Source organism: Kocuria sp. KD4 (assembly GCF_011769905.1).
Lineage (GTDB): Bacteria > Actinomycetota > Actinomycetes > Actinomycetales > Micrococcaceae > Kocuria > Kocuria marina.
Map to the genome: position 1 here is coordinate 131,782 of NZ_CP050449.1, position 20,999 is coordinate 152,780.

General features: G+C 65.9%; 23 protein-coding genes and 3 pseudogenes. 10 read left to right on the forward strand and 16 right to left on the reverse strand.

Translation table 11 applies throughout. The features are described from left to right. Nucleotides 1–85: 85 nt before the first annotated feature. The 3 genes and pseudogenes from HBK84_RS00550 to HBK84_RS00560 all read right to left on the reverse strand — a co-directional run bounded on the left by HBK84_RS00550 (nucleotide 86) and on the right by HBK84_RS00560 (nucleotide 2,366). On the reverse strand, nucleotides 86–403 hold the full coding sequence (locus HBK84_RS00550; RefSeq protein ID WP_167317913.1) for a metal-sensitive transcriptional regulator: 318 nt from the start codon (nucleotides 401–403) through the stop codon (nucleotides 86–88). Between the two features lie 542 nt (nucleotides 404–945). Next, nucleotides 946–1,932, reverse strand: a pseudogene (locus HBK84_RS00555) (IS481 family transposase). 68 nt (nucleotides 1,933–2,000) lie between these two features. After that, entirely contained in the window at nucleotides 2,001–2,366 is a 366-nt protein-coding gene (locus HBK84_RS00560) for a VOC family protein (protein WP_167317914.1), read from the reverse strand. A gap of 90 nt (nucleotides 2,367–2,456) precedes the next feature. On the opposite strand from HBK84_RS00560, the gene HBK84_RS12605 reads away from it, so the two are divergent. Then, nucleotides 2,457–3,440, forward strand: a complete 984-nt coding sequence (locus tag HBK84_RS12605; protein WP_206069169.1) for a YafY family protein — start codon at nucleotides 2,457–2,459, stop codon at nucleotides 3,438–3,440. Here the strand turns inward: HBK84_RS12605 and HBK84_RS13015 are convergent. Both HBK84_RS13015 and HBK84_RS00575 read right to left on the reverse strand, forming a co-directional pair. Beyond that, nucleotides 3,437–3,565, reverse strand: coding sequence for a hypothetical protein (locus HBK84_RS13015; RefSeq protein WP_255458070.1), 129 nt, complete (start codon nucleotides 3,563–3,565; stop codon nucleotides 3,437–3,439). The two genes, HBK84_RS12605 and HBK84_RS13015, sit on opposite strands and share 4 nt — an antisense overlap. Nucleotides 3,566–3,655: 90 nt before the next feature. Beyond that, nucleotides 3,656–4,201 (reverse strand): LysE family translocator, encoded by a 546-nt coding sequence (locus tag HBK84_RS00575; protein ID WP_167317916.1) that lies wholly within the window; start codon nucleotides 4,199–4,201, stop codon nucleotides 3,656–3,658. A 448-nt stretch (nucleotides 4,202–4,649) separates the two neighbouring features. On the opposite strand from HBK84_RS00575, the gene HBK84_RS13020 reads away from it, so the two are divergent. Continuing rightward, entirely contained in the window at nucleotides 4,650–4,778 is a 129-nt protein-coding gene (locus HBK84_RS13020; protein ID WP_255458072.1) for a hypothetical protein, read from the forward strand. A gap of 262 nt (nucleotides 4,779–5,040) precedes the next feature. Here the strand turns inward: HBK84_RS13020 and HBK84_RS00580 are convergent, their stop codons facing one another. Further along, a complete protein-coding gene (locus HBK84_RS00580; RefSeq protein ID WP_167317917.1) occupies nucleotides 5,041–5,814 on the reverse strand; it encodes a hypothetical protein in 774 nt (257 codons plus the stop codon). 126 nt (nucleotides 5,815–5,940) lie between these two features. Between HBK84_RS00580 and HBK84_RS00585 the strand changes: the two are divergent. Continuing rightward, a pseudogene (locus HBK84_RS00585) lies at nucleotides 5,941–6,015 on the forward strand (HTH domain-containing protein); the annotation flags it as partial. A gap of 61 nt (nucleotides 6,016–6,076) precedes the next feature. On the opposite strand, the gene HBK84_RS00590 reads toward HBK84_RS00585, so the two are convergent. After that, on the reverse strand, nucleotides 6,077–6,274 hold the full coding sequence (locus HBK84_RS00590) for a transposase (RefSeq protein WP_167317918.1): 198 nt from the start codon (nucleotides 6,272–6,274) through the stop codon (nucleotides 6,077–6,079). A gap of 179 nt (nucleotides 6,275–6,453) precedes the next feature. On the opposite strand from HBK84_RS00590, the pseudogene HBK84_RS00595 reads away from it, so the two are divergent. Further along, nucleotides 6,454–7,071, forward strand: a pseudogene (locus HBK84_RS00595) (recombinase family protein). 72 nt (nucleotides 7,072–7,143) lie between these two features. On the opposite strand, the gene HBK84_RS00600 reads toward HBK84_RS00595, so the two are convergent. Beyond that, nucleotides 7,144–7,731: a CueP family metal-binding protein gene (locus HBK84_RS00600; RefSeq protein WP_167317919.1), complete on the reverse strand. Its 588-nt coding sequence runs from the start codon at nucleotides 7,729–7,731 to the stop codon at nucleotides 7,144–7,146. Nucleotides 7,732–7,865: 134 nt separating this feature from the next. Between HBK84_RS00600 and HBK84_RS00605 the strand changes: the two genes are divergently transcribed. From HBK84_RS00605 to HBK84_RS13025, 3 genes are all read left to right on the forward strand, one after another. After that, entirely contained in the window at nucleotides 7,866–8,567 is a 702-nt protein-coding gene (locus tag HBK84_RS00605; protein WP_167317920.1) for a response regulator transcription factor, read from the forward strand. After that, entirely contained in the window at nucleotides 8,564–9,703 is a 1,140-nt protein-coding gene (locus HBK84_RS00610) for a cell wall metabolism sensor histidine kinase WalK (RefSeq protein WP_167317921.1), read from the forward strand. Before HBK84_RS00605 ends, HBK84_RS00610 begins: the two co-directional genes overlap by 4 nt. 95 nt (nucleotides 9,704–9,798) lie before the next feature. Further along, on the forward strand, nucleotides 9,799–10,131 hold the full coding sequence (locus HBK84_RS13025; RefSeq protein ID WP_197493132.1) for a heavy-metal-associated domain-containing protein: 333 nt from the start codon (nucleotides 9,799–9,801) through the stop codon (nucleotides 10,129–10,131). A gap of 21 nt (nucleotides 10,132–10,152) precedes the next feature. Here the strand turns inward: HBK84_RS13025 and HBK84_RS12745 are convergent, their stop codons facing one another. Next, nucleotides 10,153–10,374: a hypothetical protein gene (locus tag HBK84_RS12745; RefSeq protein ID WP_240919036.1), complete on the reverse strand. Its 222-nt coding sequence runs from the start codon at nucleotides 10,372–10,374 to the stop codon at nucleotides 10,153–10,155. Nucleotides 10,375–10,392: 18 nt separating this feature from the next. On the opposite strand from HBK84_RS12745, the gene HBK84_RS00620 reads away from it, so the two are divergent. Both HBK84_RS00620 and HBK84_RS00625 read left to right on the forward strand, forming a co-directional pair. Next, entirely contained in the window at nucleotides 10,393–12,426 is a 2,034-nt protein-coding gene (locus HBK84_RS00620; protein WP_240919037.1) for a copper-translocating P-type ATPase, read from the forward strand. Nucleotides 12,427–12,460: 34 nt separating this feature from the next. Further along, nucleotides 12,461–13,084, forward strand: coding sequence for a YdhK family protein (locus HBK84_RS00625; protein ID WP_121031023.1), 624 nt, complete (start codon nucleotides 12,461–12,463; stop codon nucleotides 13,082–13,084). Nucleotides 13,085–13,284: 200 nt separating this feature from the next. On the opposite strand, the gene HBK84_RS00630 is transcribed toward HBK84_RS00625, so the two are convergent. Together HBK84_RS00630 and HBK84_RS00635 are read right to left on the reverse strand one after the other, a co-directional pair. Next, nucleotides 13,285–13,695: a four-helix bundle copper-binding protein gene (locus HBK84_RS00630; protein WP_167317923.1), complete on the reverse strand. Its 411-nt coding sequence runs from the start codon at nucleotides 13,693–13,695 to the stop codon at nucleotides 13,285–13,287. Nucleotides 13,696–13,958: 263 nt separating this feature from the next. After that, on the reverse strand, nucleotides 13,959–15,368 hold the full coding sequence (locus tag HBK84_RS00635; protein WP_167317924.1) for an IS1380 family transposase: 1,410 nt from the start codon (nucleotides 15,366–15,368) through the stop codon (nucleotides 13,959–13,961). Nucleotides 15,369–15,685: 317 nt separating this feature from the next. Between HBK84_RS00635 and HBK84_RS00640 the strand changes: the two genes are divergently transcribed. Next, nucleotides 15,686–18,505 (forward strand): DNA methyltransferase, encoded by a 2,820-nt coding sequence (locus tag HBK84_RS00640; protein ID WP_167317925.1) that lies wholly within the window; start codon nucleotides 15,686–15,688, stop codon nucleotides 18,503–18,505. 105 nt (nucleotides 18,506–18,610) lie between these two features. On the opposite strand, the gene HBK84_RS00645 is transcribed toward HBK84_RS00640, so the two are convergent. The 5 genes from HBK84_RS00645 to HBK84_RS00665 all read right to left on the reverse strand — a co-directional run bounded on the left by HBK84_RS00645 (nucleotide 18,611) and on the right by HBK84_RS00665 (nucleotide 20,992). After that, nucleotides 18,611–19,177: a recombinase family protein gene (locus HBK84_RS00645; protein WP_167317926.1), complete on the reverse strand. Its 567-nt coding sequence runs from the start codon at nucleotides 19,175–19,177 to the stop codon at nucleotides 18,611–18,613. Then, on the reverse strand, nucleotides 19,174–19,392 hold the full coding sequence (locus HBK84_RS00650) for an XRE family transcriptional regulator (RefSeq protein WP_167317927.1): 219 nt from the start codon (nucleotides 19,390–19,392) through the stop codon (nucleotides 19,174–19,176). Before HBK84_RS00650 ends, HBK84_RS00645 begins: the two co-directional genes overlap by 4 nt. A 115-nt stretch (nucleotides 19,393–19,507) precedes the next feature. Continuing rightward, nucleotides 19,508–19,726, reverse strand: a complete 219-nt coding sequence (locus tag HBK84_RS00655; protein ID WP_167317928.1) for a hypothetical protein — start codon at nucleotides 19,724–19,726, stop codon at nucleotides 19,508–19,510. Nucleotides 19,727–20,036: 310 nt separating this feature from the next. Then, nucleotides 20,037–20,636, reverse strand: coding sequence for a cadmium resistance transporter (locus tag HBK84_RS00660; protein WP_167317929.1), 600 nt, complete (start codon nucleotides 20,634–20,636; stop codon nucleotides 20,037–20,039). Continuing rightward, on the reverse strand, nucleotides 20,633–20,992 hold the full coding sequence (locus tag HBK84_RS00665; RefSeq protein WP_167317930.1) for a helix-turn-helix transcriptional regulator: 360 nt from the start codon (nucleotides 20,990–20,992) through the stop codon (nucleotides 20,633–20,635). The genes HBK84_RS00660 and HBK84_RS00665 overlap by 4 nt, the downstream gene beginning before the upstream one ends. Nucleotides 20,993–20,999 lie beyond the last annotated feature (7 nt).

Here is a 20,999-nt window from a genome sequence, read left to right on the forward strand (position 1 = left end):
GGATTCTCCTCAATGCTCGTGATTCTCCTGCCGGGCCGTACGGCCCGAAGTCCTGGTGGCCGCGGCGTGGGCCGACGGCGCCCGCTCAGCTCTTGACGAGCCGGGCGATCGCGGCGTTGGCCTCCGCGAGTTTGGCGTCCATGTCCGAGGGGTCCCCGGAGTCGTGGGCGGCCTCCACGGCGTGCTTGACGCAGTGACCCAGGTGCTCTTCCATGAGCCCCAGGCTCACGGATTTCAGGGCGGACTGGATGGCGGAGATCTGGGTGAGGACGTCGATGCAGTAGGTGTCCTCGTTGATCATCCGCTGCACACCGCGCACCTGACCCTCGATGCGCTTGAGGCGGCGGGCATAAGCCGCCTTGTCCTGGGTGTACCCGCGGGTGGGGGTCTCGGGGCTGCTCATGGGTCCAAATTATACCCTACGGGGGTATGGGTCAAGAGGGCCGCCGGGGGCTTCCGGCCGAGGTCCAGGCCTCACGAATCCTTGATTCGGATGGCTACTCGGGGGGTCGAGTGCCTGCCGACTCGGCAACCCTGCGGTTGTGCAGCACCCTGCCCACGGGGGAGTCATCAGCACAAAGGTGGGCACAGGATCCCGGTACCAGGCGGACGGTGACGGCCGCTTACGCCGGGCGATCCACCTGTACTCAGACCGCGATGCACGACCGGAGAACGTGGTCCCCTTGCGAGGAAGTTTCCGATGGTGCGCCACGACCCCCCCGGCTCACCGGAGGACTGTGTCGAGCGGGGAGTTTTGGGGGCGAGGACGTCATTGGGGCCTTTTTCGCGTGTGAGGACTCGAGTGGATTCGATTGCTTTTACGAATTCCGCAGATGATGCTGATCGCCCACAGGATCACAATGGGCAGGGGCGCGAGAGTCATCCAAGAGGGGTTATCGATGACCGTCATGCCATCGCCGACGTTGTCCCACGTGCAGGTATGTCCTAGGTGTACTGACCGGGGACGTTGATCAATCGTGAGAAGGGCGCCTGGTTGCCGCAGGCGGTGTGCGGCCGATGCTGGTTGTAGTGGTGCAGCCAGGCGGGCAGGGTGTCTCGGCGTTCTTGTTCGCTGGTATAACAGCGGGCGTAGGCCCACCCGTCAGCCATGGTGCGGTGGAACCGCTCGATCTTCCCGTTGGTCTGCGGCCGATACGGCCGAGTGCGCTTGTGCGTGATTCCCAAGTCGGCGCAGGTGTCGCCCCACAGGTGTGAGCGGTAAGCGCCGCCATTGTCGGAGAGGACCCGCTCGACGGTGACTCCGCAGGCGTTGAACCACTCGACAGCGCGCACGAGCACGGCGGTGGCGGTGACGGCAGTTTCGTCGTCATGGATCTCGGCGTACGCGACGCGGGAGTGGTCGTCGATGACGGTGTGGACGAAGGCCTTGCCCATCAACGGATCCCGGTACTTGTTTCTCGGCTTGTCGGGCGTGGCGGCTCTGTGCTTCTCGCCTTGTCGCCGGCCGACGTAGTGCCAGCCGCCGCCGTCGGGGATGTTGCTGAGCTTCTTCACGTCGACGTGGAGCATCGCGCCGGGATGGTCGTGCTCGTAGCGGCGCACCGGTTCGCCAGTGGCGCGGTCAACGTGGGAGAGCCGGTTCAGGCGCGCGTCAACCAGGATCCGGTGAACAGTCGAGGGAGCGATGCCCGAGCGGCAGGCCAACTGCACCGGGCTCTCTCGAAGGCGGAGCCGTAGCTGGATGCAGCGCCGAGTGACCTGAGGGCTGGTCTTGTTCGGCGACCGATATGGCCGTGAGGAGCGGTCCTGCATGGATTGGCCGGCGCGGTAGCGGTCGGCCCAGCGCTTCACGGTGGGTTAGGAAACTTGGAAGCGGGCGGCGACCTCGCTGACCGGCCAGCCTTCGTCGACGATGAGACGGCCGACGATCAGGCGGTGGCGGGGTGTGAGAGCGGCGTTGGCGTGTGACATAAAACCTCGTGCAGACATTGTCGTGGCGGCGAGCTGGTGCTCGCCGCCACGTGGGGCCTCTTCTCGGTTCAGTCGATGGGGCTGACTCGGATGAGGTTGCCGTCGGGGTCGGCGATTACGAAGGTGCGACCGAACACGTCGTCATGGGGTTCCTCGACAACGCGCACGCCCTTGGCGGTCCACTCTTGGTAGACGGCGTCGATGGCCGAGGAAGGACCGGGGACCATGAGTCCGATCTCGCTCGTGCGAGGTGTCTCAGGAGTGGTGTTCTCGTTTCCGCCGGTCCAGATGGCGAACAGCACCCCGGGTGCCACCTCGAAGGCGACGTAGCGCGGGCTGGTGAAAGTGGGTTCGATGTCGAACAGGCCGCTGTAGAAGGCGGTGGACCGTTCGGCGTCGCTGACGTAGGTCAGGAACAGGTTGGGTGCCGGCATGGATGTCTCCTTCGGATCGGTGGATCAGGTGGCTTCATCCGATCAGTCAAAGACGACATCTACTGTCATGTTTTCTGTGAGAATCGGGGCATGAAGTCCTCGAGGCTCTTGTCGATCCTGCTGCTCCTGCAGACCCATGAGCGGATGACGAGCAAAGAGCTGGCCCGGCGGTTCGAAGTATCGCCGCGCACGATCCTGCGTGATGTCGAGGCGCTGTCGGCCGCTGGCGTCCCGGTCCATACGGAGCAGGGCCGGGGCGGGGCGATTGTGCTGGACCGCCGATCCCGTCTCGATGTGGCGCGTCTCGATCCTGCCGAGCTGCAGTTGCTGACCGTCGCAGGACTGGAGGCCAACTTCTTCGAGCAGGTCGGGCTGCAGGCAGTTCACACCAGCGCCCGGGAGAAGCTGGCGGCCGTTGCCACGCGAAGGCAGGCTCCTACCACCTCGCCCATGTCCGAGGTGCTCCTCATCGACCCATCGGGGTGGTTTACGACCGGGCAGGAACTCGACCTGACCGACCTGCTGGCCGCAGCACGCGAACGACGACGCATCCTCCTCCGATATCGACGCAGCGGGGAGGCAATCGGGCAGTGGCTCACTGCAGACCCCTATGGGCTCGTGAACAAGGCCAGCTCTTGGTACCTCGTGGCTGACGTTGACGGGCAACCCCGCCTGTTCAACACCAGCCGCATCGAAGATTGTGAGTCCCTCACGGACACCGCGGCGCTGCGACCAGACTGCGATCTCCGGTCGGTGTGGCGGGACCTGCTGGCCAGCTTCCACCCGGAGCCCGGTGTCGAGGTGCACGCGCTGCTGCGCTCGACCCGTCTGGACCTGGCCCAGCGAATCCTCGGAACACGCCTGGTCAACATCACCAGTACTGAGGACGACTGGACCTCAATCGTCGTTCACTACCCCGACGTCGAATCGGTGCGACAGCTCCTCCAGTTCGGCGACCACATCCGCATCCTGAACCCGACCGAAGCGGCCGCTCGGTTCCACGACCTCGCCGCCCAAATCATGCAGGCTCACGCCGCAAGCAGCTCAACCAACGTCCCCGGGCAGTACAGCTAGACCACCGTGGTCTCTCCGGGGTGCCCGGCGATTTCCTCGGTGGCGACCGCGTGGAGGATCACGTACATGGTGTCCCGGCGGGGGATGCCGTGGCGGTCTGCGCTGCCCTTGAAGTCCATGCCCATACCTAAAGCGTGGCACAATAGACGGCTACATTAAATTGGGTGCGTCACGGGGGTGGAGTTGCCTTCGTCGATCCGTTCTGGTTGTAACGGTTACAGAATCGCGTCGATGATGATGAAGCCGGCAAGGAGGGCGTAGACGGCCGCGGCAACGTAGTTCAAGACGGTGCCCGCCCGTCGACTGGTGGTGAACCGGGTGTGAAAAGCCCCGGCCAGCACGCCGATGGCTCCATAGAGCACGAGTTCGGTGGTCACGTTCACTGCACCCAGCAGTGCCATCTGCATTGTGATGTCTGAAGCGTTGCCCGTGAAACGGGGTAGTACGGCGAGGAAGAATAAGATGAGTTTGGGATTCGTGAGACTGACCATCAGGCCACGGAGGTACCACCGCCCTGCCCTCACTTTCGCTACGGCGGATGCCGCCCGTGCATGACGCACCGTTGTGATCGCCAGCCACAGGAGGTAGGCCCCACCAAGAAGCTTCAATGCGGTCAAGAGGTGGGGGTGGGTTTCAGCGATCCTGCCGAGGCCGATGATAACGGCTGCGGCATAGATGCTCATCCCAGTGGCAATGCCAAGGATGGCCTTCACCGCTGCTCGCTTACCTCCTTGGAGACCGACGGCAAGCATGTATGCCATGTCTGGACCGGGTGGGATGAGGAACACCAGGATGACCCCGAAAAAAGGCGGGAAGGACGGTCCAATCAACCACGGGGGTGCTCCTTATCCAAGGCTCCGGGACTGCCGGCGCACCTTCAGACCATACCCGTCCCAGTGCGGCCCCACTTACAGTCCTCCAGTGGTGAAGCAGGCAGATCGCAAGTGCACAAACGGTCGTTTGAGCTCCAGTCGGCTCAGGGCGTGGTGGGGGTGCGTCCCGGACGCGTAGGTCGTGTGCCCGGCCAGGTGCGACAACGCGGCATGAGCGTAGACGGGGAGAAGGGCCCCAGGTGACGAGTCATCTGAGGCCCTTCTCAAGTCTGCGCGTAGGCGACTAGCTCACAGCCAGAGCGGTAGGGACTGCTGTACGGATAGGTGACACCGAGCCTGGCTGGCCGACGCGGGTCGGCCTGGAAGGATGATCACCGTGCCCAAGTCCTACCCTCAACAGTTCCGTGACGATGTCGTGCGTGTCGCGCGCGCCCGTGAAGCGGGCGTCACCCTCGCGCAGATCGCCAAGGACTTCGGCGTCCACGAGATGACGCTGCGCAAATGAATCCGCCAAGCAGGCATCGATGATAGGTACGCTCGATCCAGGTGATGATCCCGATGCGCAGCTCCGTGTGTGGCTGGCAGCGATACATGGCGGGCTTCTGGTGACACTGAGTGGCGCCACCCAGCCCGGGCCTACCATCGCCGGGGCTAGCGGACCTATGCTCCTCAGAAGACCGATCTCGAGCTCCTTATCCGTGGGGCACTCCTGCCGTCCGGCACTTCGCAGTTACGCGCAGTCTTCGATGAAGGCCGAACGCCGAGCCTCAGGGACGGAACTTCGCCCCCATGTCGCGTACCCGCTCACAGATGGTGATGACACGCGGTTTCCACACCGTCCCTCGCGCTTGGCCGGACGGTCTCTGAGGCGTCACTGTCAGATACCGGCCGATTCCCGTGCTGGGTACGCTTCGCTTTGGCCGCCCCAACGCGACTACCTGCTTGTCGTGAACCCCTGCAATATCGTTCATCGCCCCCGTCAAGTGCGTCATCGAGCCGGCCGACCCGTGTGCTATGGCGTTGCGGGTGGCGACCATGAGCGAGAGGACCTTCCAGTCCAAGTAGTCCAGCGACTTCGGTAGCGCAGCCAGGCTCGGTACTAGGTGATTGTTCGCCTTGGCGTCCGAGGATCGCTGATTCTTAAAGGTGAGGTTGTAGTCGTTGGGGTCGAGCATTCCCGTGATCCGCGCCATCGTCGGATGCTTGGGCAGCGCGACCTCGAAGCGTCCCTCGGGATCCGCCTGGATGCCGTCGATCAGCGCCTGGACCGTCTCGTCAGACTTCGCCGCTTCGACCACGCGGTTGGTCACCCAGGTGCGGAACTGGGTCGCGTTGCAGGCAATGGCTCGTATATGCCAGTCGGTACGGAACGACTCCCAGTTGGTGGCGCAGGCGCTCAACGTGGCCTCAGAGGTGGCATGCAGTGCGGATGGGCCGAGCACATCCGCCTGCGCCTGGATCGCCCACCAGTGGTCGATGACGCGCTGCTGCGCCTTGAGGTATGCGTCGACGGGTTTGTGGAGGTCCGGGGTTCTGGTCACCCGCCTGATGCTACCGGTGCACGACGATGAGCGTTCGTCTCCGATTCCTCTGCCGATGCGCAACTGGCATGACTACATCGATGCACAGACCGCCTAGGGTGAGCCGTAGGCGGTGGCGCGCGCACCCAAGCCGAGTTCGCCGAGCTGTTCAACGTCTCTCGCACCACCATCTATCGCGAGTTGCGCCGCACCACGGGCTAGAACTGCCCGCGTGTGCACCGCCACTGAGCGATCACAGAAGCCCGCCACCAAGCCATCACATCTACAGCTCCGTGGAGTCTTCACGGGTCTTCCCGGGACGGTTGCCGTCGTCGATGCCTGCTTGGCGGATCCATTTGCGCAGCGTCATCTCGTGGACGCCGAAGTCCTTGGCGATCTGCGCGAGGGTGACGCCCGCTTCACGGGCGCGCGCGACACGCACGACATCGTCACGGAACTGTTGAGGGTAGGACTTGGGCACGGTGATCATCCTTCCAGGCCGACCCGCGTCGGCCAGCCAGGCTCGGTGTCACCTATCCGTACAGCAGTCCCCCCCGTCACCCCTGGGGCCACTCACCCTCGTGGCCTGAAGTGAAGCTGCTGAAGGTATGGCTCCGAGCAGTGCAGAAACGGTCGAATACATGACAATGGAAGTGCAGGGTGCTGGTGGGGTACATGCGTGTGTCCAAGGCCGACGGGTCCCAGACCACCGATTTGCAGCGCGATGCCCTGCTCGCCGCCGGTGTCGAGGCTGATGCCCTGTAAGAGGACAAGGCTTCCGGCAAGACCAACGACCGCCTCGAGCTGGCCGCCTGCCTCAAGGCCCTGCGCTCCGGGGACACCTTGCTTGTATGGAAGCTGGACCGACCCGGGCGGGACCTGCGCCACTTGGTCAACATCGTGCACGACCTGACCGAGCAGGGCGTGGGATTGAAGGTGCTCACCGGCCAGGGGGCGGCGATCGACACCACCACTGCCTCGGGCAAGCTGGTGTTCGGGATCTTCGCGGCCTTGGCCGAGTTCGAGCGCGAGCTAATCTCCGAACGCACCAAGGCCGGCCTGGCCTCGGCCCGGGCTCGGGGCCGCAGGGGCGGGCGTCCCTACAAGATGACCCCGGCCAAGATCCGTCTGGCGATGGCCTCGAGGGGGAAGAGTGACACGAACGTCAGCGCGCTGTGCAAGGAACTGGGCATCACCCGCCAGACGCTCTACCGCCACGTCTCACCTACCGGTGGGCTGCGCGAGGCCGGACGCAAGGTGCTGGCCCAGCGGCGATGAACATCTGCGTGGCTGCGGGGCTGACTTGTGTCTAGGTCGTGGAGTGGCCCGGTGTTGGCGGTTCCCTCAGACTCAGGTGAGTTGGAGGGTGGTGAGGCAGGTGGCGGCTCCGTCGCTGGCGGAGAAGGTGCTCTGGCCGGTGTACCCGTCGTAGGTGACTTCGATGGTGCCGGTGATCCCTCGGGGCAGCCAAAAACCAGCGAAACCGTTGTTGAAGGTGGTGACCTGTTCTTCGATGAGGGTCTGGCCGGTCGCGTCGTCGGTGATGCGGACGGTGATCTGTTCGTTGGCCAGTTCGCCGCGACAGGTGGTCAGGGAGTGGTAGTGGCACTCGTGGGTCTGATCGAGGTAGGGGGCCAAAGACAGGTAGAACCGGTCCTGCGGCAGCGGGAGAATCAGTTCCTGTTCCGTGTCGGCGAGCAGGAGGTGATCGGCGCGGACCGAGGCCATTAGCTCGGTCGGGCGCTCAGTGACGGGGACCTGGTCGAGGTGGTCGATGATCTGCACGGCGTCCAGTCCGGCCAGATCATGATCGGCGAGGAATCCGGACTCACTGGTGGTCGCCGTGGTGCTTGTTGCTACCGGCTGGGCCTGTGGCGCGGCGGTGCATCCGGTGAGGGCCAGCAGCAGCGCCCCGGCCACGATCAGTTCTCGTTTCACTCAGTCCATTTTACGGCTGGCTCGCCGTTGATTTCGGGCGCCGCGGGACGGGGTGTATGAAGATCCGTTGAAGATTTCCGCGTTAAGGGACCTGGCTGAACCCCTCCGACGGGGGCGGGCGCGACACTGGTGGAATGGACATTCATCCGGGGCCACGGGCTCACCGTGTGCTGGTGGTCGATGACGAGAAGCCGTTGGCGGAGATGGTCGCCACGTACCTGGAGCGCGCGGGTTATCAGGTCACCACCGCGCACACCGGCCTGGAGGCTTTGCAGGCGGCACATGCCCTCGGTCCGGATGTGATCGTACTCGATCTGGGGCTTCCCGGGATGGACGGACTGGAGGTATGCCGGCAGCTGCGGACCTACTCGGAGTGCTATGTGGTGATACTGACCGCGCGCGGTCAGGAGGAGGACAAGCTGGCCGGGCTGGCCGCCGGGGCCGATGACTACCTGACCAAGCCGTTCAGCGTGCGGGAGCTGGTGGCCCGGGTGCAGGCGGTGCTGCGTCGGCCGCGCACTACCGTGGACGGCACTGAACCGGCACAGGTGTTTGAGGACCTGGTGGTGGATCTGGTCGCTCATGAAGTTCGGGCACAGGATGCGGCGGTGGCGCTGACCCGCACCGAGTTCGACCTGTTGGCGGCCTTGACGGCCCGCCCGCGCCAGGCCTTGTCCCGGCGACAATTGATCAACGTAGTCTGGGATCCGGCCTGGGTCGGGGATGAGCGGATCGTGGACGTGCACATCGGAAACATGCGCCGCAAACTCAACGAGGATCCGAACCGCTATATCGAGACGGTGCGGGGCGTGGGCTACCGGATGGCACACCGATGACCGGTCCTTACCGTCCCCGAGGAATGGCCTCTCGGTTCTTCCTGGCCCAATTGCTGGTGGTGGTCGCCAGCATCCTGGCGGCGGTGGTCATCGCCTCCCTGATCGGCCCCCCACTCTTCCATGAGCACCTGCTGCGGGCCGACGTGGCGCCGGAGGCCAGTCAGGTGCTGCACGTGGAGCGAGCCTACCGAGACGCCAACCTGTGGACCCTGGGGGTGGCCCTGGCCACGGCGCTGGTCCTGGCCACCGCGGTAGCCTGGTTCTTTGCCCGCCGTATCCACGCGTCCCTGCACTCGCTTACCGGCGCGGCGGCCTCGATGGCCAGCGGCCACTATGGCACCCGGGTTCCCGCCACGGGAGCCGGGATCGAGGTCGATGCCGTGGCGGAGGCGTTCAACACCATGGCCGAGCGCCTGGACGGCACTGAACAGACCCGCCGGCGGTTACTGGCGGACCTGGCCCACGAGATGCGCACCCCGGTCTCGGTGCTCACCGTCTACCTGGACGCCTTACACGACGGGGTCACTGCCTGGGATCAGACCACCGCAACGGTGATGACCGATCAGCTAGCGCGGCTGACCCGGCTGGTCGAGGACATGCACGATGTCTCCCGCGCCGAAGAGGGCCGACTCGACCTGGACTGCGCCGACGAAACCCTCGGCCGACTGCTCCAAGCCACCACGGAGACCCATCACGAGGCCTTCGCCGCCCAGGGCGCCCAGCTGATCCTCCAGGTCCGTCAGGACAGCACGGTGCGCGTGGACCGGCAGCGGATCGGCCAGATTCTGGACAACCTGTTGACCAACGCGCTGCGCCACACCCCGACTGGCGGGACCGTCACCCTCAGCGCCGACCGGGCCCCCACCGGCCAGGCCCGGGTCACTGTCACCGACACCGGAGAGGGCATCACCGCCGAGCAGCTGGGCCAGGTCTTTGAGCGGTTCTACCGCGGGGATTCAGCCCGCGACCGTGATCACGGCGGCTCCGGGGTGGGTCTGGCCATCGCCCGCGCCCTGGCCGAGGCCCACGGCGGAACCCTAACCGCCGCCTCTATTGGGGGCGGCCACGGGGCCACCTTCACCTTGTGCCTGCCCGCGAACCACCTCGAGCCGCCACCTGCGGTAAACGGCGCCTAACACTCCTTATAAAATACCCCTTGGGGGTATACTCTAAAAGAAAAGTCTTCGTTCTGAAAGGAACACTCATGACCCCGACCCACCCTTTATTGCCGATGGCCTCCGCCGGCTGTGCCTGCTGTGCCTCCACCCAAGATGGCTCAGGCCAGGACATCCCGGCCGCCGTCCCGACCACCCCTGAAACAGACGAGCCTGGAGCACCGGCCCCGGCTCCGGCAACCACATATCGAGTGGAGGGTATGACCTGTGGGCACTGCGCCAGGGCCGTGACTGCGGCCCTGGAAGCGGTGGACGGCGTTCGCGCCGCGAGCATCGAGCTGGTGCCCGGCAGCGTCTGCGCGGTGACCGTCACCAGTGACCGACCTGTGCCCTTCGACACCGTCCGGGCGGCCGTCGAAGACGCCGGCTATAGCCTCGCCCCGTCCTAACGGTTCAGCACGCCCGCACCATCAACCACCCACTCCAGCGGGAAGGACACCATGAGCAACCCGCATCATGACCACCCCCACGGCCACCAGGCCCCGCCGGCGGGCCCACACGCCGGCCACCGAGACCACCACCAAGGCCATGGTGGCCACGCCAATGCGGCCACCCACGGCCAGGCAATGCCGGGTGGACACGTGCACTCGGCGGTGGACGAAGAACACCACGTCCACTCCCATGGCGAGCACGCCGGGCACAGCACGGCGATGTTCAAGAACCGGTTCTGGTGGTCGTTGATTCTGAGCGTCCCGGTGGTTATCTTCAGCCCCATGGTCGCCCACCTGCTGGGCTATCACGTCCCCGAGTTTCCCGGTTCGAACTGGATCGCCCCGGTGCTGGGCACGATCATCTTCGTCTATGGCGGTACCCCGTTCCTCAAAGGCGGGCTCCAGGAGATCCGGTCCCGTCAGCCGGGGATGATGCTGTTGATCGCGATGGCCATCACCGTGGCCTTCCTCGCCTCCTGGGTCACCACCTTGGGTGTCGGTGGGTTAGACCTGGACTTCTGGTGGGAGCTGGCCCTGCTGGTGACCATCATGTTGCTGGGGCACTGGATGGAGATGCGCGCCCTCGGGGCGGCGTCCTCCGCGCTGGACGCCCTGGCCGAGCTGCTGCCCGATACGGCCGAGAAGATCCCCGACCACGGCGGGGCCCCCGTAGCGGTGCCCATCGCCGAGCTGACGGTTGGTGACACCGTGCTGGTGCGCTCCGGGGCCCGGGTCCCGGCCGACGGGCAAATCGTGGACGGCGCGGCCGAGTTCGACGAGTCGATGATCACCGGCGAGTCCCAGCCCGTGGACCGCGGTCCCGGGGACACCGTGGTCGCCGGGACCGTGGCCACCGACAACACCGTCCGGGTCCGAATCGAGGCCACCGGTGAGGACACCACCCTGGCCGGGATCCAGCGGATGGTCGCCGACGCGCAAGACTCCTCCTCCCGCGCCCAGGCCCTGGCCGACCGGGCCGCGGCCCTGTTGTTCTGGTTCGCCCTGGCTGCCGGGATCATCACCGCGATCGTCTGGACGCTTATCGGCAGCCCGGATGACGCGGTGACCCGGACCGTCACCGTGCTGGTCATCGCCTGCCCGCATGCCCTGGGCCTGGCCATCCCGCTGGTCATCGCGATCTCCACCGAACGTGCCGCGAAGGCCGGGGTGCTGATCAAGGACCGGTTGGCGCTGGAAAAGATGCGCAGCATCGATGTGGTCCTGTTCGACAAGACCGGCACCCTGACTGAGGGTGCCCACGCCGTCGCCGGCACCGCCCCGGTACCGGGCGTGACCGAGGGTCGACTGCTGGCGGTGGCCGCCGCCGCCGAGGCCGACAGTGAACACTCGGTGGCCCGGGCCATCGTCACCGCCGCCACCGAGCACCCCGAGGCCTCGGCCCAGCCCCTGCGTGGCACAGGCTTCAGAGCAGCCTCCGGTCGTGGCGTGCAAGCCACCGTGGACGGGACCGAGGTGCTGGTGGGTGGGCCGAACATGCTGCGCGAGTTCGACTTGGCCACCCCGACGGAGATCACCGAGACCACCGAGGCCTGGGCCGACCGCGGCGCCGGCGTGCTGCACGTGGTCCAAGACGGGCAGATCATCGGCGCGGTGGCCGTAGAGGACCGGGTCCGCCCGGAATCCCGGGCCGCCGTACGCGCCCTGCAGCACCACGGGGTCAAGGTCGCCATGATCACCGGCGACGCCCGCCAGGTCGCCCAGGCCGTAGGCGTGGACCTGGGTATCAACGAGGTCTTCGCCGAGGTGCTGCCCCAGGACAAGGACACCAAGGTCACCGAGCTCCAACAGCGCGGGCTGAGCGTGGCCATGGTCGGCGACGGCGTCAACGACGCCCCCGCCCTGGCCCGGGCCGAGGTCGGCATTGCCATCGGCGCCGGCACCGACGTGGCCATGGAATCGGCCGGCGTCGTGCTGGCCGGCAACGACCCCCGCGCGGTGCTGTCGATAATCGAGCTGTCCCACGCCAGCTACCGCAAGATGATCCAGAACTTGGTCTGGGCCGCCGGGTACAACATCGCAGCCGTCCCGCTGGCCGCTGGCGTGCTCGCCCCGATCGGGTTCGTGCTCTCCCCGGCCGTCGGCGCAATCTTGATGTCACTGTCCACGATCATCGTGGCCCTGAACGCCCAGCTGCTGCGCCGCACCGACCTGGACCCGGCCCACCTGGCCACCACCACCGCCGAAGACCGGAACGCGGCAGCACGGTCGGCCGCCCCGGCAGCCACCCACTGACTCTGACCCCGATACGAGAAGGAGAACCACTACCATGAAACGCACCACCACCCTGGCCAGCCTGGCCCTGGCCTCCACCCTGGCATTGACCGCCTGCGGCGGCACAGACGCGGATAACACCTCCACGCCGCCCGCCACCGCCTCGACACCGACCACCGCGACTTCAGATGCCTCGCCCACCGACACCACCCCCAGCCACTCCGAGGGCATGGGCGGCATGGGCCACCAGCACGATTCCCACGGCGGCCCGGCGCCGGAGGGGATCGAGCCTGCCACCGACCCCACCTATCCGGTCGGCACCACGGTGACCCTGACCGCAGACCATATGCCCGGGATGCAGGGGGCCGAAGCGACGATCACCGGTGCCTTCGACACCACGACCTACTCGGTGACCTACACCCCGACCACCGGTGGTGAGCCCGTCACCGACCATAGGTGGGTCGTGCACGAAGAACTTCAGGACCCCGGTCAGCCGCCCCTGCAGGAAGGCACCCAGGTCGTCCTGGAAGCCGATCACATGGCCGGAATGCAGGGGGCCGAGGCGACGATCGAGGACTCGACCGATGAGACCGTCTACATGGTCGATATCGTGATCGACGGCATGGAGATGACCAACCACAAGTGGGTCGTCGAGAGCGAGATCCAGCCCGCCCAGTGATGCTACCCGGCTGGCCCTGCCCGGATAGTGCTGATGCTGCCCGGTCTCGGACCAGCGGACCCCACCGGACTGGGCCGGGACACAGCACACGGGGACCTGCCCTGCCTTCCTCATGAAGGTCGGGCAGGCCCCCGTGCCGGAGACAACCGCTCAGACCCTCCTGCAGCGAGCCCGCCTCGTCAGGACAGACCGGCCAACACTCAGCCCACGGAGGCCAGCAGGTCGGCGCAGTCCTGCTCGCACCGCCGGCACGCCTGCGCGCACACCTTGCAGTGCTCATGCATCTCCGCATGGGAAACGCACTCATCGCCGCACGCCTTGCAGGCCACCCGGCAGGCCTCCAGCAAGGCCCGGGTGGTCTCCACATTGGTACCAGTCTGCCGGGACAGCACCGCCCCGGTGACCACGCAGACGTCTGCGCAATCCACGTTCAGACCGATGCACTGCCGCAGCTCGGCCACCATGTCCTCGGCCAGGCAGGCATCCGCGCAGGCCGTACACGTCTGGGCACACTCGAAACAGGCTTCAATGCACTCGACCAGCTTCTGCCGGTCGATGTTCCCCAGCTCCTTCGGGTAGGTCTCCAGCATCGAGCTCACATGATGGGTCACGGCTTCCTCCGTCGGCGATCCAATCGAGAAGACGAACTAGCCGGAGCTAGCCCGCCCTGCCCTCGACCGTAGGCCTCCGTCAGCGGCCGACTCAAGAGTCTCACTCTTAACCTCGATCCACCGACTCAGGTTAGGGCCGGCGGCCGATATCCCGGATCGGCACTGAGCCGTTTTTTGGCGTGACGTGGTGGCCGGCCTCGCTACCGGTGGTGTTCCACTGATGTTCTTTCGGTTGTGCCGATGCCCGGCGGGTGGTCGGTTGGTTATGCCGGTTGCGGTGGCGGGTGGACGGCGGTGAAGAGCCGCTCGAATCCCTGTTGCCAGGGCCATGCCTGGGGCAGGCGGATGCGGATCCTGCGGGCGCTGGAGGCGATCCGGGCTGGCAGATTCACGAGCCTGGCCCGGATGGTCCCGGTCCGGGCCCGGGCGAACGGTCCGGCAGCGAGGATCCCGGCGGTGCGGGTGAGGTTGTAGGCCATCACCGCGCAGACCAACCAGGCGCCGTTGGCCCCGAAACGGCCGGAGGGCAGGTGGGCCAGGGCGCTGTCCTTCAAATCGGCGTTGACCTGCTCGATGACCGCGTGGCCCCGGTGGGTCTGGTCCGCGGTCACCGTGTCCAGCACCTCCGGGTCGGTGGTGGTGAAGAAGGCGTGGAACCGGTGGGTGTCGAACAGTGTCGGCTGGTCCGTGTCCTGGGGGTTCAGCTCGGGGATTCGGCGCACCACCAGTCGACCGGGGACCCGTTCGGTTTTCTTCCTTGAGGTGAACGCGGTGAAGGGGACCTCGGCCACCTCCGCCTTGGAGATCCACGTGCCGGTGTCCTCGTCGAAGATCGCCTGCGGGTACCTGATGCCGGTCCACGCTTTCTCGTCGATGCCGGCGATGGCGGCCTTGACGGCCTTGTCCATCTTCACGGTCACCGACACCTCCGCCCCGGCGGTGAGCGCGGCGGCCACGGTGGCATGCCCATAGAAAGCGGAGTCGGCCCGGACCAGCACCCGGGCGCCGGCCGCCGGCACCAATCGCTTGAGGATGGCCAGCGAATCCCCGACCAGCCTCGAGGCCCCGCGCGGGGAGCCGACCGAACCGCGGCGCAGCCGCTGACCCAGGATCACCGGGGCCGCGGTCTCGGTGCTGGCGGTGGCCAACAGGGCGTTGAGCCCACGGACCCCGGAGTACCCGTACCCGGAACCCTGCTTCTGGTAGCCGTGGACCTCGATGATCGTGTCGTCCACATCAACATAAACGAACTCCGGATCCGCACCGGCAGCGCCGGTGCGTCCCAGCATCGGGGCCCGGCCGGCCAGGTTCACCAGGAACCGGGAGGCGACCGCGTCGAGTTGGCGCACGTGCCCGCAGGTGAACTCACGCAGGAACGAGCCCAGGGTCGAGGGCGCATAGCAGCCGCCGAACACCCGTTTCATCGCCCCGTGGCGCAGTACGGCCATGTCATCGATCGAGTCCGCCCCCGTGCACATGCCGGCCACCAGGGCCGCGACCTTCGCCCCGGCGTTGGCGCCCTTGTCGGTCGGCACGCTCAACCGACCTCCGGCCAGCTGGTGCAGGCCGGCCTCGGCGGCCAGTTCCATCACCGGCACCAGCCCGGCGGACCCGATGAGGTTCGGCTCGTCGAAGGAAACTGACACGGCAGCAGGCGTGTGGGAAACTTGCATCTGCGAGATGCCCTCTCATCGCGGTGGAACGGAACCCTGAATAAGTCCCATTCTTCCCGGTCAGACGGGCATCCCGTCTTTAATTGCGGCCCAAGCCCAGCATGCTCATCGGTGGATCAAGGCTAAGGCTATTCATAACTAAAAGGTGAGGCCCAGGCGGTGGAGCGTGATTGGTCGGTCGTGCACCACCGCAACGCGGCCGCGCGCTGAACGGCGCTTAGCTTCGATGGATGCCCCCTTCTTGACCCCATGCCCGGGCGCGCTCCACGCTCATGCGGGTGCACGTCTGCACTGGAAGCAGCTATTAGCCTTGATCTATGCAGACGCAAATGGATCGTGGAACCGCCCGGGATGCTTTGACAAAGTTCGCTCGGGAGTGGACGGAGCGTATCGAGGGGTGGCGGGCCGACGGTCAGACGCACACCGAGAGGTCCTACGCGCAGCAGTTCTGGTCTGCCCTGCTGCGCTGTTTCGGGGTGATCCCGGAGCGGATGGACTTGTTCGAACGAGACGCCACCCGGGCTTCCACCGGGGGCACCGGGTACATCGACTTTTTCTGGTCGGGTGTGGCCATCGGTGAGGCTAAATCCCTGGGTGAGGACCTGGGGAAGGCCCACCGCCAGGCTTTGGACTACCTCTCGGGCGGGTCGATCAACTCCTTCGAATGGCCGAGATTTGTGCTGGTCACCGATTTCGCGCACCTGCGGGTGGAGCGGATGGGTGATGATCCCTGGACGGTCGAGTTCGATTTGGCCGATGCCCCGGCCCATGTCGATCAGCTGATGTTCTTGGCCGGACAGGAGACCGTCACCAAGGCTGAGGAGAAGGCCGCGTCCCTGGACGCGGCGGCGCGCATGGCTGCGCTGTGGCAGGCAGTGGTCGGGGACGAGGCCGATCAGGGTGTCGGCGATGAAGCCCCGACTAATCCTGAGGACGAGGACGCCTTGGCTCAGGAGGCTTCGGTGCTGTTAACCCGGCTGCTGTTCCTGCTCTACGGCGATGACGCCGGGCTGTGGGAAGACGATCTGTTCCGCCGCTGGGTGGAGTCCGACACCACCGCGGACAACCTCGGCCCGCAGCTCCAAGGGCTGTTCAACCTGTTGAACACTCCCGAGTCTCAGCGCCGACGGGTGCCGGCTACCTTGGCGAAGTTCCCCTACGTCAACGGCGGCATCTTCGATGGCTCGTCCCCGGTGCCGTACCTCACTGCCGAGATGCGCCAAGCCCTGATTGAGGCTTGCCGGTTTAGGTGGACGCACATCTCCCCCGCGGTCTTCGGTGCCCTGTTCCAGTTGGTGAAGTCCAAGCAGGCCCGCCGTGGGGACGGTGAGCACTACACCTCTGAGGCGAACATCCTCAAAACCATCGGCCCGCTGTTCTTGGACGAGTACCGGACCCGCGCGGACCGGTTGATCGCCAAGAAGTCCGCCACCCGCCGGGAGTTCAATGAGCTCCAGGACGAGATGGCAGCGAACCTCTACCTTGACCCAGCCTGTGGGGCGGGGAACTTCTTGAACGTCGCCTATGCACGGTTGCGTGAGATTGAGACGGATTTAATCGTCGCCCGCTCTAAGCGGTGGGGCACGATGGACCTGACGTATGACGTGAGCTTCGAGCAGAAGCTGACCATCGACCGGTTCTGGGGTTTCGAGATCAACTGGTGGCCGGCGAAAATCGCTGAGACCGCAATGTTCCTCGTGGACCACCAGGCCAACCTCGCCCTGGCTAAAGCCCGCGGTGCGGCACCGAACCGCCTGCCGATCCGCATCACCGCTCACATCGTCCACCACGACGCCTTGACCTTGGACTGGGCCCAGACCCTGCCCGAACCAACCGGGCAGACCTACGTCTTCGGCAACCCACCGTTTCTGGGGGACCACACCCGCACCGCAGCGCAGCTGTCGTTAATGCGCCAAGCCTGGGGTGGTGCTAAGCAGCTCTCCCGGTTGGACTTCGTCACCAGTTGGCACGCAATGACGTTGCGACTGCTGGAGAACCGTTACGGCGAGTGGGCGTTCGTGACCACTAACTCCATCACCCAAGGCGACCAGACAGCCCGGTTGTTCGAGCCGATCTACGATGCCGGGTGGCGCATCAAGTTCGCCCACCGCACCTTCCAGTGGGACTCTGAGGCCCCCGGAAAAGCTGCTGTGCACTGCGTCATCATCGGCTTCACCCGTGACCGCGCCACAAAACGCCGGTTGTGGGACTACGCCACGGTGCGCTCCGCCCCGGCCGAGATCTCCGGGGTCAAGACCATCAACGCCTACCTCGTGGACGGCCCCGAAGTCCTGGTCGGCAAACGCACCACCCCGCTGGCCCCGGACCTCCCCAAGGTCGTCAAGGGTTCCATGGCTACCGACGATGGCAACTTTGTCATCACCCCGACGGAGTATGACGCCGTGATGGCCGACCCCGTGATGGTCCCGTACGTGCGGCCCTATGTCGGGTCCAAAGAGCTGCTGAGCAGCCAAAAACGCTGGTGCCTGTGGCTGCGCGAGATGAACCCCGGCGACCCCGCCCGCTCTCCCGAGCTCAAACGCCGCCTCGAAGCGGTTGCGGCTTCACGTCAAGCTTCTAAGGCACCCACCACACAGGACTGGGCTCGGTTCCCGCACCTGTTCCGCCAGCTCGGGTTGGTTTCCGACGTCCCCTTCGTGGGCATCCCCGAGGTCAGCAGCGAGAACCGCCACTACTTGCCCGTGTCCCATTTCGAACCCGAAGTCATCATCTCGAACAAGGTCTACGGGGCCGTGGACCCGCACGGCATCATCTTCGCCGTAGCCTCCTCCTCCATGTTCTGGACCTGGATGAAGACGGTGGGCGGTCGGATGAAGTCTGATCCGTCGTTTTCCAGCACGATCACCTGGAACAACTTCCCCATGCCTGCGCTGACCGACGGACAACGCACGGCGTTGGCCTCCGCTGGGGCCAAGATTCTCGATGCTCGGGCGCAACATCCTGACCGGCCATTGGATGAACACTACGCGGCGCTGGGCATGACGCCTGAACTGGTGCGCGCCCATGACCAGCTCGACACCATCATGGACAAGATCATCGGCGCGTCCCGCCGATGCCGCACCGCCCTGGAACGACAGGAACTGCTCTTCGAATCCTATGTGCGCCTGACCCGGTAGAGGACCCGCCTGGCTTTCGCACAGGCCGTGCGCTTGGCGCACGCCAAGTGCCGAGCGATCTGGGGACGTGCCCACGTCAACCACGTCGGGGCCCGGGGGCGGGTGTCACTCCTCCGCAGAGGTTGCGTCGCGTAGCCGTGTGATGGTCCAGCGGCTCACCCCGTGCAGTGCCGCGACTTCGGACACGGACAGCCCGCCACGTAGCGCGGCCAGCGCGGCCGCGCGCTGGGAGGGGTTGAGCTTCGGTGGGCGGCCGCCCACGCGGCCCTGTGCTCGTGCGTGTTCCAGTCCTACGCGGGTGCGCTCCTGGATGGTCTCTAGCTCCTGCTGCGCCAGGGCGGAGAGGATGCCCACCATCAGCCGCCCCTGGCGGGTGGCGGTGTCCAGGCCCATGTCCAGCAGCACCAGCCGCACGCCTTCCTCGTTCAGCTCGGCGGCGGTGTTCACGGTGTCGCGCATGGACCGGCCTAGCCGGTCCAGGCGGGTGACCACCAGGGAATCGCCGGTACGCAGGTGGCTGCGCGCGGCGTCGAGGCCGGGGCGAGTGGAGCGCGCACCGCTGATCGTGTCCGTGAAGACGCGTTCGCATCCTGCGGCCGTCAGGGCTGCGCGTTGGGTCTCCAGGGAGGCTGATTGCTCCCGGGTGCTCACGCGGGCGTATCCGATTCTCACGGGGTCTGCGGGTTGGACGTGCGGGTCTCGTGAGCGGGTGGGCCGGGCGGCGGGATCGTCGCCGCATGAGCGTCGATGGTCTCGGGCAACCACCCTTTCGTCTTGCCGATCATCGCATCCGGGGGCAGCGGGTAGCGGCGCAGCCGGTGATAAAAACCCTCGCGGGTGAGGCCCTGCCGCACGGCGGCTTCGGTCGCGGAGAGGTAGACCTGCATCTCATCTTCTTCTTGTTGGAGTCGCTGGGTACGCTGGGGTGTCCTTTCGGGACATTCCCCGCGCAGGCGGGGAAGCGCCCCGGCCCAGCTTGCAAACCTGGCCGGGGCGCTTTTCTCATGCCCGCTCGTGGCGGGCCACTGAGGCCCAAAACTCATCAGTCGTCACGCTCAGCTCGAACCACACGTTCCCGACGGTCTGGCCGCGATCGTTCTCGTGGTGGTGCTGGGTGATGCACTCGGCGGCAATCGCATCGAGGTCATACTGATCGGTGAGTTCACCCAGGGCGGGGATGACTTCGTGGGCAACGGCATCGTTCATCGTGGCGTATCGCATGGCGTGTCTTTTCAGTGTGTTGCCGGGGGTTGCCTCCCTGACACTTATCACTTTACACGGTGTGTAGTAATAGAACAAGGGGTAAGCGTGTAAAAACGGTCGTTTCTGCGCGTCTCTCCGACGACCTCCAGCAGAGGTGTGACTGTTGCAGGTGTGTGGCGGCATTCTTGCTGAGATACGTGGCGGCAAGGGCTGTCCATCCAGGAACGACACTGTCCGCAAGCTGGGGCCAGCAACGATCGCCAGGACGTCGGCATCGACAATGGCCGGAGATCTCTTTGTGGTGGAGGCTGCCGATCAGGAAGCGTGGTTAGAAACCGAAGGCCCCGCCGCTGACCAGGATGAAGAAACCCAAGCCGATCAGCACGATGGGGAACAGGATGTGTTCCCAGCGCTCCAGGACCTCGGCGATCGGTCGGCGGGTGGCGACGAACTTGGCCAGGCCCACCAGCACCGCGACCAGGGCCAGGAACACGATGCAGTAGGCAGCCACAGCCCCCGGGCCGACGCTGAGGAAGGCCGGGGCGTAGACGCCGATGTTGTCCCCGCCGTTGGCGAAGGTCACCCCGGCCACGGTCCAGACGGCGACATTCTTGCCCTCGATCTTGACGTCGTCATCATCGTCTTCGCCTCTGCGCCACCCCTGCCAGGCCGCCCACACTCCCAGGCCCAGCGGGATGAGCCCGAAGTAGGGGATGACCCCCGGGGGCAAGAACGCGCCCGCGCCTAAGGACACGAGCACTGCCGCACCCAGGATGCCGGCGAAGCCGAGGTACTGGCCGACCAGGATTCGGACGGTGGTCCCACGCTGGCCCGCACCGCGGCCGAAGAACAGGGATAACACGATGATGTCGTCGATGTTGGTAACCAGGAACAGACCGATCGCCTGGAGGGTTGAGGACAGGATCACGCGCCCACCCCCTTCTCGCAGCAGCCGGGCACGGAGCAGGCCGGGTCCAGGCACGGGGCACTCTCATCCACCGCGAGGGTGACCTCGATCAGAGCAGTCAGCGCCCGCGCCAGGTGTGCATCGGCGATCTCGTACCGGGTCTGGCGGCCCTCGGCCACGGCGACCGCGATCCCGCAGTCCCGCAAGCACGCCAGGTGGTTCGACACGTTCGACCGGGTCAGCCCCAAGTCCCGCGCCAGTTCGGCCGGGTAGGCCGGCCGTTCCAGCAAGGTCATCAGGATCCGCGACCGGGTGGGGTCGGCCATCGCCCGGCCCAACCGGTTCATCACGTCAACACGAGAAACAATAGTCAGCATTCGCTGA

Bases quoted from the DNA above. Each gene is read 5' to 3' on its own strand.
- HBK84_RS00550 (WP_167317913.1), bottom strand. From the start codon at position 403: ATGAGCAGCCCCGAGACCCCCACCCGCGGGTACACCCAGGACAAGGCG.
- HBK84_RS00560 (WP_167317914.1), bottom strand. From the start codon at position 2,366: ATGCCGGCACCCAACCTGTTCCTGACCTACGTCAGCGACGCCGAACGG.
- HBK84_RS12605 (WP_206069169.1), top strand. From the start codon at position 2,457: ATGAAGTCCTCGAGGCTCTTGTCGATCCTGCTGCTCCTGCAGACCCAT.
- HBK84_RS13015 (WP_255458070.1), bottom strand. From the start codon at position 3,565: ATGGGCATGGACTTCAAGGGCAGCGCAGACCGCCACGGCATCCCCCGC.
- HBK84_RS00575 (WP_167317916.1), bottom strand. From the start codon at position 4,201: ATGGCATACATGCTTGCCGTCGGTCTCCAAGGAGGTAAGCGAGCAGCG.
- HBK84_RS00605 (WP_167317920.1), top strand. From the start codon at position 7,866: ATGGACATTCATCCGGGGCCACGGGCTCACCGTGTGCTGGTGGTCGAT.
- HBK84_RS00610 (WP_167317921.1), top strand. From the start codon at position 8,564: ATGACCGGTCCTTACCGTCCCCGAGGAATGGCCTCTCGGTTCTTCCTG.
- HBK84_RS13025 (WP_197493132.1), top strand. From the start codon at position 9,799: ATGGCCTCCGCCGGCTGTGCCTGCTGTGCCTCCACCCAAGATGGCTCA.
- HBK84_RS00620 (WP_240919037.1), top strand. From the start codon at position 10,393: ATGTTCAAGAACCGGTTCTGGTGGTCGTTGATTCTGAGCGTCCCGGTG.
- HBK84_RS00625 (WP_121031023.1), top strand. From the start codon at position 12,461: ATGAAACGCACCACCACCCTGGCCAGCCTGGCCCTGGCCTCCACCCTG.
- HBK84_RS00635 (WP_167317924.1), bottom strand. From the start codon at position 15,368: ATGCAAGTTTCCCACACGCCTGCTGCCGTGTCAGTTTCCTTCGACGAG.
- HBK84_RS00640 (WP_167317925.1), top strand. From the start codon at position 15,686: ATGCAGACGCAAATGGATCGTGGAACCGCCCGGGATGCTTTGACAAAG.
- HBK84_RS00650 (WP_167317927.1), bottom strand. From the start codon at position 19,392: ATGCAGGTCTACCTCTCCGCGACCGAAGCCGCCGTGCGGCAGGGCCTC.
- HBK84_RS00655 (WP_167317928.1), bottom strand. From the start codon at position 19,726: ATGCGATACGCCACGATGAACGATGCCGTTGCCCACGAAGTCATCCCC.
- HBK84_RS00665 (WP_167317930.1), bottom strand. From the start codon at position 20,992: ATGCTGACTATTGTTTCTCGTGTTGACGTGATGAACCGGTTGGGCCGG.